This is a genomic window from Vogesella oryzae, from assembly GCF_902829295.1.
Lineage (GTDB): Bacteria > Pseudomonadota > Gammaproteobacteria > Burkholderiales > Chromobacteriaceae > Vogesella > Vogesella oryzae.
On the sequence record NZ_CADEPL010000003.1, the window covers coordinates 26,308 to 39,812 of the forward strand.

Below are 13,505 nucleotides of genomic sequence, written 5' to 3' on the forward strand. Positions count from 1 at the left end.
CCCGGCGGGCTGCACTCAGGACAGCAGGCTCATCAGCCAGTCCGGGTGCAGCATCCAGCCAAAGAATCCAGCCATCCCGAATACGGCGCCAAATGTGCCGAAAGCCCAGGCCACCACTAGTGGCAGCCACATGTCGACCAATGCCGCTACCGCTGCGCAGGCAATGCCGATAGAAATCGCCGCATCACTGAGGTCGAACTGGTCATCGTGGAAGTTCAGCCGGTTGTATTCCGCCTCGCGATCCTTGGCCTTCGCGGCAGTCGCCGGGATCGCCTGGTTGTAGGCAGCAATTTTCTGCTGCAGTTCGTTGCGCTGGCGAGCCAGCGACGCTACCAGCGCCGGATTGGACGCCCCTGCAATTTCCAGCTGCTGTAATGTGCTTTCGGCCAGCGATTTCTTGATGCTGCGGCTCTGGTATTCCGACCACAAATCCACCGCATCCGATTTGGCCAGCTGCATTGCCTGCACCAGGTTGTCGTCCTTGATCTTGGCAATACCCATGAACACCGATAGCAACACGACAGTCATTGCTACCGCGGTGTTGATTCGCCGCTGACGGCCTTCCACACTCAGTTCTACTTCCATGGCACGCTCCGACCGGTTTCACTAGCAGCCAGTATCGCGGCGGCAGCGACGGGCGACTGCAACGATAGGTAGCAACGGGTAACCGCTTGCAATGCAAACGGCCAGGCATTGGCCTGGCCGTGGTCGCGAAGCGATGCTGGCGCTACTGGTTGGCACGCACCCAGCGGTGCCACTGGGCGAACAATGCCGGATCCAGCGCGGCAATGGCGGAACGTTTCCACACCGTATCCGCCCAGTAGTCGTCGGTATTCAGGCTGGCGATACGGCCACCGGCTTCTTCCAGGATCACCGCACCGGCGGCGTAATCCCACAGCCGCTGCCCGCCGTGCAGGTACAGGTCGTAACGGCCGGCGGCGAGGAAGCACCAGTCCAGGGTGCTGGAGCCCATGCTGCGCTGGCTGCCGAACGGCGCCACGCTGCCCATGCGTGCCGCCAGTTTGCCGGAACGCAGATATTTGATTTCCACCGCGGCGATGGCGTCGCCCATGCTGTTGGCCATCGATTTCAGTGGCAGACGCTGCCCGTTGAGATAGGCACCGTGGCCGCGGCGGGCATAGAACACTTCGTCCGACACCGGGTTGTAGATCACCCCCAGCTCGCTTTTGCCATCCACCATCAGCGCTACCGAGATGGCGAAGTACGGCAGGCCGTTGACGAAGTTGGTGGTGCCATCGATCGGGTCCACTACCCACAGCCCATGGGGGTTGGCCGCCCACAGCGCGTCCTGCTCCTCGATGCTCATTTCCTCGCCCAGCACCGGGTGCGGCAGGATCTGCGGCAACTGTTGCTGCAGCGCCGACTGGCAGGCCAGGTCCGCCTCGGTAAACAGCGAGCCGTCTTCCTTGCGCGTTTTGCCCACGCGCAGGAACCGCGGCATCACCTCGCTCTGGGCTACCGCGCGTACGACCTTGATCACCTCGTCGACTACCTGCAAAGCTCTCTCCCGCTGTGGTGGTATGGAACCGCGGCGGGTAGCCGCGGTAACGCCGATGGTCCGGATGCGGACCCTGCTGCACGCCGTGGTTGTTGCAACTGCAGCAAAACAAGCAAAATACCGTCATCGACAGTTACGGGCAACACGCAATGCCAAGGTTTTTCATCGACGCTGTGTTGACCACGGCAGAACAGTACGCGCTGCCGGACACGGTGGTGCGCCACATCCAGGTGCTGCGCCTGCGCGAGGGCGATGCCATCACCCTGTTCAATGGCCGTGGCGGCGAATTCCAGGCCACGCTTACCAGCATCGGCAAACGCGACGCCAGCTGCGACATCCAGCGTTTTGACGACACCAGCCGCGAGTCGCCGGTATGGCTGGGACTGGCGCAGGCCATTTCCAGCGGCGACCGCATGGAGTTCACGCTGCAGAAAGGCGTGGAAATGGGCGTCAACGTGTTCCAGCCGCTGGCTACCGAGCGCAGCATCGTCAAGCTGGCCGGCGACCGCGCCGACAAGCGCGTGCAACGCTGGCAGGAAATCGTCATCGCCGCCTGCGAACAGAGCGGCCGCAACGTAATCCCGCAGGTGTTGCCGATCCTGACCCTGAAGCAATGGTTGGCCGCACTGCCGCCAGCCGATGCCCACCTGCTGCTGTCGCCGCTGGGTACCCGCCGTCTGGCCGATATCGCGCAGCAGCCAACACAGGCGTGGCTGCTGGCCGGGCCGGAAGGCGGGCTGTCTGCCGCCGAGGAAAACGCGGCGATCAGCGCCGGCTGGACCCCGCTGAAACTGGGTCCGCGCATCCTGCGTACCGAGACCGCGGCGCTGGCCGCGGTGGGTGCCATCCAGACCGTGTGGGGCGACTACAGCGTCTGAGCCGTTGCCACCGCCGCAACAGGCTGGCAACCGTCGCACCGGCACGGTTTAAAACATTTGGCATAAATGTCTTTTGCATAGAAAATGATCGCAGATTCAACAGCGATTGCTTTCAGACATGCGTATACAGGGCAGACTTCACAACTGGCATGACGAACTGGGTATCGGTTTCATCACCCCGCGCCATGGCGGCAAACCCGCCTTTGCACAGCGCCGCGCCTTCCGCCATCTGCAGCGGCCGCCACGCAATGGCGATTTGCTGAGTTACTGCGTGAGCCGCGATCCGCAAGGGCGTCTTAGCGCGCTCGACATCCGCCAGCAGGAGGTACGCATGCCGCGCTTCAGACCACCCTACGCGCCGCCCCGGCGGCAGCGCGGTATATCGCCACTACTGTTGCTGTTTGTCCTGCTGCTAGCAGGTAGCACTTTGCTGGGCTATCTGCCGGCAGCAATCGGCGGGCTGTACCTGCTGTTGAGCCTGCTGACCTACGCGGTGTACGCCCGCGACAAGCGCGCCGCGCAACAAAACCGCTGGCGTGTCCGCGAAAACACCTTGCACCTGCTGGCCGTGCTGGGCGGCTGGCCCGGTGCGCTGCTGGCGCAGCAACGCTTGCGCCACAAGTCCAGCAAGCCGGGTTTCCAGTGGCGCTACAAGGTCAGCATTGCGGCCAACCTTGGCCTGCTGCTGTGGCTGCAATACACCATCAGCCGCTGATTACTCGCCACCGGCAGCCTGCCACTGCCGTAGCTGCGCCCTGCCGGCGGCGACCTCCAGCCGCGCCCAGGCACCATTGAGCAGGCTCCACTGCGGCGGCACATGGCCGATATCGGCATCCACCACCACCGGGCAGGCCAGTCCGGCCAAGGCCTGCAACAAGACATCCTGGTAACCCAAATCGCAGTCCGCGGTCGTATCCGGCCCGCTGCTGCGTCCCAGCACCAGCCCCGCCAGATCCTCGAGCACCCCGGCCAGCCGCATGCCGCTCAGCGCGCGCAGCAATTCATACGGCGCCAGCTCGCAGTTTTCCAGATACAGCAGCGTTGGTTGCTGCTTGAACGCCGTCAGATCGAAATACGGCGTACCCACCAGCCGCGACAACACATCCAGACAGCCGCCCAGCAATCTGCCTTCGATAACGGCGCTGTCGCTGCCCAGCACGCGTACGCGGCTGCTTTCCGTTACGCTGGGGTCGCCAAAGCGCCAGAAACGCGTGGCGGCCTGTTGCTGTGGCGGCAAACCGTATTGCCAGCTATGCCACAGCGGTTGCATTTCCTGAACCCGTGCCGGATCGGCCAGATCAAACACATTGGGAGAGTGCAGCGTGGCCCAGCCGGCCCGCAGTGTCAGCGGCACAGCCAGGGTGGAAATATCGGAAAAACCGCACAACCACTTGGGAGCCATGCCGGCCAGGCGCGGGAAGTCGATACCGGGCAGCAGCTGGATCGCCAGCTCGCCGCCCCACGGCGGCAGGATGGCGCGGATGGCAGGGTCGTACAGGAACTGCTGCAGATCGGCCAGCCGTTCGGCGGCGCTACCGCTGGCGCCTTTTAGCTGCCGGCGCAGGGTCGCGCCTTCCACCACCTGGAAACCGGCATCCCGCAGCGCCTGCAGCGAGGCATCCAGCCGCCCTTGCAGCACTTCCGGCACCCCGGAGGACACCGCGCAAACGGCAACGCGGTCACCAGGCCGTAACGGGTCAGGAAAACGTATGTGCATGGCAGTGGCTGTGGATAAAGGTTGGCCGCCTAGCCTGACACAAGCGATGCCACGAAAAAAGTGCTATTCGCCCGACACCGGCATCAAGTCCATGTGTGTCTGTGGATAACTGTCAGTGGCGCCTAAAGGGCCACGCTCTGCCGCCAGTTATCCACCATTTACCGCATCAGCTAGCGGCTTAGCGGCGGTTTCGCCAGCCGGTGCAGCTCGATCAGCTTGGCGTATTTGCTGTAGCTGTTGAAGCAGCCGATGCTGATGTGGACAAAACCGGGCAAACCGTCGCGGAAACCCTGGCGGAACAGGTAAAACTTTACAAAGCGCAGCAGCGGGCTGAATAACAGCTTGGCTATCCCCACCTTTTTCCCGCGTTGATACAGCGTTTCTGCCTGCAAACTGGTGTAGCGGTTCTGCTTGCCCAGATACAGCGCGATGTCTTCCCCCGATTCATGCATCAGGTCGCCGGCCACGATGCCAACCGGGCCATTGCTGCGGACAAATTCATGTACCAGGTCGTCCGACCAGTTGGCACGGCGGCGATCAAACAGCCGCAGACTGTAATCCGGATAGCCCTCACCGAATTTCAGAAACCGCCCCATGAACTTGTTGCTGCGCGCGAAGCGCCAGGCACCGGTTGCGGCCAAGCGCTGGTTATCTGCCAGCAAGTTCATGATTTCATTGGCCAGTTTTTCCGACAGCCATTCATCCGCATCCAGACACAGCACCCAGTCATGACTGGCCTGTGCCACGGCAAACTGCTTCTGCGGACCAAAACCCAGCCACTCCTGGTGGATAACTTTTGCCTGATAGGCAGAAGCTATTGCCAATGTCCTGTCGCTGCTTCCCGAATCCACCACCACGATCTCGTCTGCAAAAGCACAGCTTTGCAGACACTTTTCCAGTAGTGCCTCTGCGTTTTTGGTAATGAGCACCAGACTTAGCGGTTCAGACATATATCTAGGTTTGTCCAATTTTTAAAAAGAAGAGGGCAGATGAAGGTCGTCAACAGCTGTTGATAACCGTAATTTCTGCTTTGTTTTCAATATTTTGTCGCGGCAGGAAAGCTGTGCTTTGCCAGCAGGATGGCTGGTGCAGCAGTTGTGGATAATTCTACGGTTTTTCTGCAGGGTGGAGTTTTCCACATGCTGGCAGCCAACTGTTCCACCTGGGCTGTGCAGTACCGTTTTTTTACGGCACGCACTGCAGTCATCCTGTTGTTCCCTGTTTTCCCATTTTTATATTGAAGATAAAGATAAAGGCGCCAGAAAATGTGGATAACAGTCAAAAACCTTGACCTGACAGTAGCTTAGCTTGTTGATGAGCGGTGGGTTACTACTACCGGCAGTGTTCTGAGCAGTTGTGGGTAAATCTGGCGTTTCTTATCCACAGCGCCTTATCCACAAACGGTGCGGGCGGATTTTACTTGGTTAACCACAGGGCCGCTCGTACAATCCGGCGCATGCAAAACCTCCTGTTATTGCGCACTTCCTCGATGGGAGACCTGATCCACACCTTTCCGGCGCTGTCCGATCTGGCGCGTGCGCGCCCGGATGTGGCAGTGACCTGGCTGGCAGAAGAAGCCTTTGTGGATATTCCCGGCCTGCACCCGCAGGTCACGCGCACCATTCCGATTGCCTGGCGCCGCTGGCGCAAACATCTGCTGCAAGGCGCCACCTGGCGCGAGATGGCCGGCTTGCGCCGTGCCCTGGCCGACACGCGCTGGGATCTGGTGCTGGATGCCCAGGGCCTGCTGAAGAGTGCGCTGCCGGGCAAACTGGCCAACGGCCCGCTGGCCGGTTACGACGCGGACAGCATCCGCGAGCCGCTGGCCAGCCGCTTTTACGACCGCCACTACCGTGTGGCGCGGCAATTGTCCGCCATCGAACGCAACCGCCAGCTGTTTGCTGCCGCCTTCGGCTACCAGCCCAGTGGCGCGCCGCAATTCGGCATTCGCGCCGGTGCCCGGCCGGACTGGCTGCCGGCCACGCCGTACTGGGTGCTGCTGCATGCCACCAGCCGCGACAGCAAGCTGTGGCCGGAGGCGCACTGGGTGGCGCTGGCGCAGGCGCTGCAGGCACAGGGACTGGCGACGGTGATTCCGTGGGGCAATGCCACCGAACAGCAACGTGCGCAAAGGTTGGCCGCCGCCATTCCCGGCGCGCTGGTGGCACCGAAAATGCGGCTGTCCGCCGCCGCCGCCATGCTCGGCCATGCCGCTGCAGTAGTGGGGGTGGATACCGGGCTGACGCATCTGGCCAATGCGCTGGATGTGCCGCTGGTGGCGATCTACACCGATACCGATCCGGCGCTGACCGGGGTGGTAGAGACCGCGCGTGCGGCCAACATCGGCGAAGCCGGGGTGATTCCGCCGGTTGAAGCCGTGCTGGCGCTGTTGGCGCGTTGCCGGAGCGCGGCGTGATCGCGCGGTTGCTGTACCGCGCGCTGTGGCCGCTGCTGACGCCGCTGGTGAAGCGCTACCTGCGCAAGCGGGCGCGCAAGGCGCCGGCCTATCTGCAGCATTGGGACCAACGCTTCGGCCGCGACCTGCCCCAGGGCGATGGCCGCGAGGTGATCTGGCTGCACGCGGTGTCGGTGGGCGAGACCCGCGCCGCGCTGCCACTGGTGAAGCTGCTGCGGCAGCAGTATCCGACCGCGCGTTTCGTCATCACCCAGATGACGCCGACCGGGCGCGCCACCGCGCTGGAGCTGTATCCGGACGCCGAGATTCGCTACCTGCCGTATGACAGCGCCGGCAATATGCGCCGCTTCATTGCCGCGCTGCGGCCGAAGTTCGGTGTGCTGATGGAAACCGAGCTATGGCCCAATCTGCTGCACGCCTGCCGTGCCGCCGCGGTGCCGCTGTTCCTGGTCAATGCCCGGCTGTCGGAAAAATCGCTGCGCGGTTACCGCCGCATCGGCGTACTGATCCGCCCGGCCATGCGCGCGCTCACCGCGGTGGCGGCGCAGAGCGAGGCCGATGCCGTGCGGCTGCGGCAGCTGGGTGCGGCCAACGTGCAGGTGTGTGGCAACAGTAAATACGACTTCACCCCGCCGGCAGACAAGCTGGCGTTGGGGCAGGATTTCCGCCAGCGCATCGGCCAGCGGCCGGTATGGGTGTGCGCCAGCACCCGCGATGGCGAAGAAGAACTGATCCTGCGAGCCTGGCGGGCAGCGCCGCGCGGCGATACGTTGCTGCTGATCGTGCCGCGGCATCCGGAACGCTTCGACAGCGTGGCGACGTTGGCCGCAGAGCTGGGCTTTAGCGTGCAGCGCCGCAGCGACGAGCAGCCGGTCGCCGCCGGCACCCAGGTCTGGCTGGGCGACAGCATGGGCGAGCTGTTTGGCTACTATGCCGCTGCCGATGTGGCTTTTGTCGGCGGCTCGCTGCTGGATTTCGGCTCGCAGAACGAACCTGATCGAGCCGGCCAGCGTCGGCCTGCCGGTGCTGATCGGGCCATCCACCTTCAATTTTGCCGAGGCCGCCACGCTGGCGTTGGCCGCCGGCGCGGCGCGGCAGGTCGCCGATGCCGACGCGCTGGTGTCGGCGGTGCTGGCGCTGTTGCAGGATGATGCTGCGCGCCAGCAGATGCGGGCGGCGGGGCTGGCGTTTACCGCGCAGCATCGCGGTGCCAGCGAGCGCATGCTGCAGCTGATCCGCAGCCAGCTGCCGGCCTAGCCAAAGGATGGCGCAGCGCTGTCGTGCTGCCGGACGTAAAAAAACCCGCCGGTTCACTGGCGGGTTTTTTCTTTCAGCCGAGGCGTGATTCACGCCTGCTGCGGGGTGACTTCCTTGTAGATCAGCCGGCCGTCGAACAACACTTCGCCGGCCTGTAGCTGGAACTGGGCATCGCTGCCGGGCGCGGCGCGGTCAAACAGCAGGGTGCGGCCGTCGTGACGCAGCCAGGCATAGATCGGCAGGTTCTGGAACCGGCCAACGATATCGGCGGATTTTTCCACCCCCGGGCTGTCGGCCAGCAGCCGGTTGGCCAGCTGGCTGACGGCTTCTTTTACTTCCTCGCTGTCCATCGCTTCCACCAGCCGCTTGGCGCGCTGCCATTCCGGTTGCTGGCGGAACAGCTTGAGCTGGCGCTTGGCGCCCCAGCGCAGCAGCCAGCGGAACAGGAATACCGGCAGCTGTACCGGGAACACCCGCTTGTAGGCATCGATCACGCACTTCACCACGAAGCGGTGCTGGCAATGCGGGCACAGGCCATCGGCCAGCACGAATACCTTGTCCTGCAGCAACATCGCCACCCCTTGCATGGCCGTGGCTTTGACCAGCTGCTGGCAATGCGGGCACGGTTTGGCAAAACGGCTGACCGTGGCGCCGTTGGGGTAGGTGATGGGAAAGAACCGGTCGAGCCGGTCGGGTTGCATCATCATTGCTGCAGATCTCGATAAAACGGATTCAAGCCGGCGATTATAGCGCCAGTACGCGCAGTTGCTGGCGCAGCGTATGGCTGCTGTCCGGCGCCAGCTCGCGGGCATCGCTGCCGGCGTTGGCCGCTTCCACACACAGGAAGTGCTGCCAGCCATCGTCCGGCAGATCGGCCAGCTGTGCCGCCCCCTCGCGCCACGGGGTCCACACCACGGTGCTGGCCGAGCCGCTGCTGCTGATGGCGATGCGGCGCTGCCAGAGAGGATCGTGCAGCTGGCACGGGCCGGCGTAGTGCACCACCGCGTCGGTGGCGGCGTCAAATTGCCAGGCATCGGCCGGCAGATTGCCTTTGCCGCCGCTGAGTTTGTCGTGGTAGGTGGCGCCTTCCAGCCCGGACAGGCTGACTTCATGCAGATCGCCCACTGCCAGGTAGCTGTGCAGCGCGGCAGAAACGGTGAGCGGGGTGGTGCCGCGGTTGTGGCTGGTCAGCGCGATGTCCACGCTGCTGCCCAGTTGCAGCGTCAGCACCACGTCCAGCTCGCCGTGGCGCGGGCCGGCCAGTTTCACGTGGAACCCGTCGTCGCTGCGCGCTACCGCGCTGACACTCCACAACGCGGTGCGCGCCACGCCGTGCTGCGGCTGGTTCGGGTCCAGCGGGTGCGGGCCGAACCATGGCCAGCACAGCGGAATACCGCCGCGGATCGCCTTGCCGGCTTCCAGCCGCGCCTGCGGCGACAGATACAGCAAGGGTTGGCCGCCGCTGGGGGTGAAATCCAGCAACTGGCCACCGTACAGGCTCAGCGTGGCGCTGAACGATGGATGGTTGAAGGCCAGGCCGGGTACACCGGGCGCCAGTTCGATGGCGCGTACGCCGGCAGGGAGCAGGTCGGGATGGACGGGGTGGGACATGATGGCATCCTTGTCTGGTGCGTGCTGGCTGGTGCCGCATCAGCTGGGACAATCGTCCGCAACTTATGTTCTTGCGGCGGTGGCTACTGCTTTATCAATGGCTGCTGCCGGCTACAATGCAGCAGTTCGTGGCACATTGCCAACCCCGCCATCGTGCGGCCAACCTGTTACAGGAGTGCAAGAGTGAATTCTCGCTGGATCGATCTGCAAACCGCCAACGGCGAAACGTTTTCCGCTTATCTGTCGCTGCCGCCGGCCGGGCATGGTCCGGGCATCGTGCTGGTGCAGGAAATCTGGGGCGTGAACGAGCACATCCGCAGCATGGCGGACCAGTACGCGCAGGACGGTTACGTGGTGCTGGCGCCGGATCTGTTCTGGCGGCTGTCGCCGCGGGTGGATCTGGCTTACGACGACGCCGGCAGCCAGCAGGCGTATGACTACCTGCAGCGGGTGGACATGGACCTGGGCGCCAGCGACGTGGCCGCCGCGGTCGGCGCGCTGCGCGCCATGCCCGAGGTGGACGGCAAGGTGGCGACGCTGGGTTACTGCCTCGGCGGGCAGATGGCGTTCCGCGCCGCGGCGCTGGCACAGGCCGATGCCGCGGTGTGCTATTACGGCGGCCGCATCCACCAGCACCTGGCGCTGGCCGACCGGCTCACGATGCCGATCATGTTCCACTATGCCGGGCTGGATGCGCACATCACCCAGGACTTGGTGGCACAGGTGAAGCAGGCGTTTGCCGGCAAGCCTAACGCGGTATTCCACGACTACCCGGATGCCGACCACGGCTTCAATTGCTGGGGCCGCCCCAAGATGTACAACCAGCGCGCCGCCGCGCTGGCGCACGGTCGCAGCCTGCAATTCCTCGCCGAACACCTGGGCTAGGCTGTCGACTTTCCAACGTTGGCCGCCGCCGTGCGGCCAACCTGTTATCCCGCTTTCACTTACAATGCCGGCATGAGCACGCCCAAACCCGCATCCAAGCCGCACTATCTGCGCATCCGCGATTTCATTCTCGATGGCATCAAGAACCGCAGCTTCGCGCCCGGCGCCAAGATTCCGCCCGAGGTTGAACTGGCGAAGCAATTCGGCGTCTCGCGCATGACCGTCAACAAGGCGATCCGCGATCTGGCCGAGGCCGGCGTGCTGCTGCGCTACGCCGGCGACGGCACCTATGTTGCCGAGCGCAAGGCAGAGTCGCCGCTGCTGGACGTGAACAATATCGCCGAGGAAATCGCCACCCGCGGCCACCAGTACCGCGCCGCGGTGCATTATCTGCGCCAGGAAGCCGCCAGCGAGGAAGTGGCGCTGCGGCTCGGGCTGGCGGTGACCGCGCCGGTGTTCCATTCGCTGATCGTGCATTTCGAGGACGACAGCCCGATCCAGATCGAGGAGCGCTACGTCAGCCCGCAATGGGCGCCGGATTATCTGGCGCAGGATTTCAGCCGCGAAACCCCCAATGCCTATCTGATGCGCACCTGCCCGTTGTCCGACGTGGAACACACGGTGGAAGCGGTATTGCCGGCGCCGGACGAATGCCGGCTGCTGGGGGTGGAGCCCAGCGACCCGTGCCTGCGCGTGCTGCGCCGCACCTGGTCCGGCAAGCATCTGGTGAGTTTTGCCCGCCTGCTGCATCCGGGCGCCAAGTACAAGCTGCGTTCGCAGACGCGGGTACGCAAGCGCTGAGCAGGCAATGCAAGGTAAATGTATATACATTTACGCAACAACCGCAAACAGGCCACGTTACGACGTGGCCTGTTGTTTTTTAAGGGTTTTTGCTGTGACTGCAGTCTGGCCGCTGCCGCAGCATCGCAGTTGGCCGCAACAGAAAATCCTTGACGTGCCGCCGGTGATCGACTAAATGTATATACAATTAATCGCGCAACACCGGACAGCACCATGAGCCAGCCCCAAGACACCCTGTGGATCAACGCCCGCCTCGCCACCTGCGATGCCGCCGTCACCGCGCCCTACGGCGCGCTGGACGGCCACGCGCTGTGGCTGCGTGACGGCAAGATCCACGCCGTGCTGCCGCAGGATGCGGCACTGCGTGCCTTTGGCAACGGCGACATCATCGACGCCAAGGGTGGCTGGATCACCCCCGGCTTCATCGACTGCCACACCCATCTGGTGTACGGCGGCAACCGCGCCGCGGAATGGGAAAAGCGCCTCACCGGCGTGCCGTACCAGCAGATCGCGGCCGAAGGCGGCGGCATCATCTCCACCGTGCGCGCCACCCGTGGTCTGGACGAGGACGAGCTGGCGCTCACCAGCCTGCCACGGCTGAAGGCGCTGATGAAGGAAGGTGTCACCACCATCGAGATGAAGTCCGGCTACGGCCTGACGCTGGCCGACGAACTGAAACAGCTGCGCGCCGCGCGCCGGCTGGAAGCGGCGCTGCCGGTAGAAGTGGCCACCACCTTGCTGTCCGCCCACGCGCTGCCGCCGGAATTTGCTGGCGATGCCGATGGCTACATCCGCCACGTGTGTGAGGTGATCATCCCCGCCGCGGCACAGGAAGGGCTGGCCGAAGCGGTGGACGTGTTCTGCGAAGGCGTCGGCTTCTCGCCGGCACAGACCCGCTGCGTGTTCGAGGCGGCGCAGGCGCACGGCCTGAAAGTGAAAGGCCACGTCGAGCAGCTGTCCAACCTGCATGGCGCCGCGCTGGTGGCCGAATTCGGCGGCTTGTCCGCCGACCATATCGAATACCTGGACGATGCCGGCGTCGCTGCATTGGCCGCGTCCGGCCCCGTGGCGGTGCTGCTGCCCGGCGCCTACTACTTCCTGCGCGAAACGCAGAAACCGCCGGTGGACAAGCTGCGGGCCGCCGGTGTGGCGATGGCGGTGTCCACCGACCTCAACCCCGGCACCAGCCCGTTTGCCTCCATCCGTCTGGCGATGAACCAGGCCTGCGTGCTGTTCGGCCTGACGCCGGAAGAAGCGCTGCTGGGCACCACCCGCCACGCCGCGCTGGCACTGGGCCGCGCCGCGACTCACGGCCAGCTGGCTGCCGGCTATGTTGCCGACCTGCTGCTGTGGGACATCGAACATCCTGCCGAGATCGTGTACGGCCTCGGCACCAATCCGCTGACCCGCCGCGTATTCCGTGGCGTGGTGCAGCACGAGGGTTAAACCATGACTATCGACATGAGCATGTGGACTGGCCGCGTGGATGCCGCCGAGGGCGAAGCCGCCCGCCGCTGGCACCAGGTGGTGCAGCCGCTGGCTGCCGGCGCCGCGCCGGGCATCGCCATTCTCGGCTTCGCCTGCGACGAAGGCGTGCGCCGCAACCAGGGCCGCACCGGCGCCGTCGCCGGCCCGCTGGCCTTGCGCAAGGCGCTGGCCAATCTGGCCTATCACCCGACGCTGCCGCTGTACGACGCCGGCACCGTGGTGTGTGAAGACGGCGATCTGGATGCCGCACATCAACGGTTGGCCGCAGCGGTCACCGCCATCGTGCAGGCCGGCCATCTGCCGCTGGTACTGGGTGGCGGCCACGAGACCGCCTACGGTCACTGGCTGGGGCTGGCCAACGCCAGCGCCGGCAAGCGCATCGGCATCGTCAACTTCGACGCCCACTTCGACCTGCGCAGCGCGGAACAAGCCACCAGCGGCACGCCGTTCGCGCAGATCGCCGCCGAATGCGCGCGTCGCGGCCACAACTTCCGCTACCTGTGCCTGGGCGTGGCGGAAACCGCCAACACCCGCGCGCTGTTCGAATCTGCGGCCAACCTTGGCGCCGAATGGCGGCTGGACAGCGACATGACTGCCTGGCAGCTGGCCGATGCCCGCCACCAGCTGGCCGAGTTCATCGACAGCGTCGACGTGGTGTACCTGACCATCGATCTGGACGTATTGCCGGCAGCACAGATGCCGGCGGTGTCGGCCCCGGCCGGTTACGGCGTCGATATCAGCGTGGTGGAAGCGCTGGTGTCCAAGATCGCCAAGAGCGGCAAGCTGATCGGCGCCGACCTGGTGGAATTCAACCCGACTTTTGATCAGGACAGCCACGGCGCCAAGGCGGCCGCGCGACTGGCCTGGAGCATTACGCGCCAGCTGCGGCGCTAGACGGATACCGCGGCCGGACTGACAGCCGGCGGCGGCGAA

13 protein-coding genes and 1 pseudogene are annotated in these 13,505 nt (G+C 64.5%); 8 read left to right on the plus strand and 6 right to left on the minus strand.

Annotated features, from left to right (window positions below; genetic code table 11):
- Positions 1 to 15: 15 nt before the first annotated feature.
- Both HU218_RS01470 and HU218_RS01475 read right to left on the minus strand, forming a co-directional pair.
- Entirely contained in the window at positions 16 to 585 is a 570-nt protein-coding gene (locus tag HU218_RS01470) for a DUF4337 domain-containing protein (RefSeq protein WP_174873152.1), read from the minus strand.
- 142 nt (positions 586 to 727) lie between these two features.
- Positions 728 to 1,501, minus strand: a complete 774-nt coding sequence (locus tag HU218_RS01475) for an inositol monophosphatase family protein (RefSeq protein WP_174873209.1) — start codon at positions 1,499 to 1,501, stop codon at positions 728 to 730.
- Between the two features lie 167 nt (positions 1,502 to 1,668).
- On the opposite strand from HU218_RS01475, the gene HU218_RS01480 reads away from it, so the two are divergent.
- The gene (locus tag HU218_RS01480; protein WP_174873153.1) at positions 1,669 to 2,397 is read left to right on the plus strand and encodes a 16S rRNA (uracil(1498)-N(3))-methyltransferase; all 729 of its coding nucleotides are present in this window, start codon (positions 1,669 to 1,671) and stop codon (positions 2,395 to 2,397) included.
- Positions 2,398 to 2,515: 118 nt separating this feature from the next.
- Positions 2,516 to 3,112: a DUF1294 domain-containing protein gene (locus HU218_RS16830; RefSeq protein WP_174873154.1), complete on the plus strand. Its 597-nt coding sequence runs from the start codon at positions 2,516 to 2,518 to the stop codon at positions 3,110 to 3,112.
- Here HU218_RS16830 and HU218_RS01490 read toward each other — a convergent pair whose 3' ends face one another.
- Both HU218_RS01490 and HU218_RS01495 read right to left on the minus strand, forming a co-directional pair.
- Positions 3,113 to 4,114 carry a S66 family peptidase gene (locus HU218_RS01490; protein WP_174873155.1) on the minus strand — a complete coding sequence of 334 codons (1,002 nt, stop codon included), beginning with the start codon at positions 4,112 to 4,114 and terminating at the stop codon, positions 3,113 to 3,115.
- 170 nt (positions 4,115 to 4,284) lie between these two features.
- Entirely contained in the window at positions 4,285 to 5,064 is a 780-nt protein-coding gene (locus tag HU218_RS01495) for a glycosyltransferase family 2 protein (RefSeq protein WP_174873156.1), read from the minus strand.
- Positions 5,065 to 5,570: 506 nt separating this feature from the next.
- Here HU218_RS01495 and waaC point away from each other — a divergent pair.
- Positions 5,571 to 6,530: a lipopolysaccharide heptosyltransferase I gene (gene waaC / locus HU218_RS01500; RefSeq protein ID WP_174873157.1), complete on the plus strand. Its 960-nt coding sequence runs from the start codon at positions 5,571 to 5,573 to the stop codon at positions 6,528 to 6,530.
- Positions 6,527 to 7,787 (plus strand): annotated as a pseudogene (gene waaA, locus HU218_RS01505) (lipid IV(A) 3-deoxy-D-manno-octulosonic acid transferase). Before waaC ends, waaA begins: the two are co-directional and overlap by 4 nt.
- An 89-nt stretch (positions 7,788 to 7,876) precedes the next feature.
- Here the strand turns inward: waaA and HU218_RS01510 are convergent.
- Both HU218_RS01510 and HU218_RS01515 read right to left on the minus strand, forming a co-directional pair.
- Positions 7,877 to 8,494, minus strand: a complete 618-nt coding sequence (locus tag HU218_RS01510; RefSeq protein ID WP_174873158.1) for a hypothetical protein — start codon at positions 8,492 to 8,494, stop codon at positions 7,877 to 7,879.
- Positions 8,495 to 8,531: 37 nt separating this feature from the next.
- Entirely contained in the window at positions 8,532 to 9,398 is an 867-nt protein-coding gene (locus HU218_RS01515) for a D-hexose-6-phosphate mutarotase (RefSeq protein WP_174873160.1), read from the minus strand.
- A gap of 183 nt (positions 9,399 to 9,581) precedes the next feature.
- Here HU218_RS01515 and HU218_RS01520 point away from each other — a divergent pair, with 183 nt between their 5' ends.
- The 4 genes from HU218_RS01520 to hutG all read left to right on the plus strand — a co-directional run bounded on the left by HU218_RS01520 (position 9,582) and on the right by hutG (position 13,466).
- Positions 9,582 to 10,283 carry a dienelactone hydrolase family protein gene (locus HU218_RS01520; RefSeq protein WP_174873162.1) on the plus strand — a complete coding sequence of 234 codons (702 nt, stop codon included), beginning with the start codon at positions 9,582 to 9,584 and terminating at the stop codon, positions 10,281 to 10,283.
- Between the two features lie 72 nt (positions 10,284 to 10,355).
- The gene (gene hutC / locus HU218_RS01525; protein ID WP_174873164.1) at positions 10,356 to 11,084 is read left to right on the plus strand and encodes a histidine utilization transcriptional repressor HutC; all 729 of its coding nucleotides are present in this window, start codon (positions 10,356 to 10,358) and stop codon (positions 11,082 to 11,084) included.
- 213 nt (positions 11,085 to 11,297) lie between these two features.
- A complete protein-coding gene (hutI, locus tag HU218_RS01530; RefSeq protein ID WP_174873166.1) occupies positions 11,298 to 12,530 on the plus strand; it encodes an imidazolonepropionase in 1,233 nt (410 codons plus the stop codon).
- A gap of 3 nt (positions 12,531 to 12,533) precedes the next feature.
- A complete protein-coding gene (gene hutG / locus HU218_RS01535) occupies positions 12,534 to 13,466 on the plus strand; it encodes a formimidoylglutamase (protein ID WP_217450679.1) in 933 nt (310 codons plus the stop codon).
- Positions 13,467 to 13,505 lie beyond the last annotated feature (39 nt).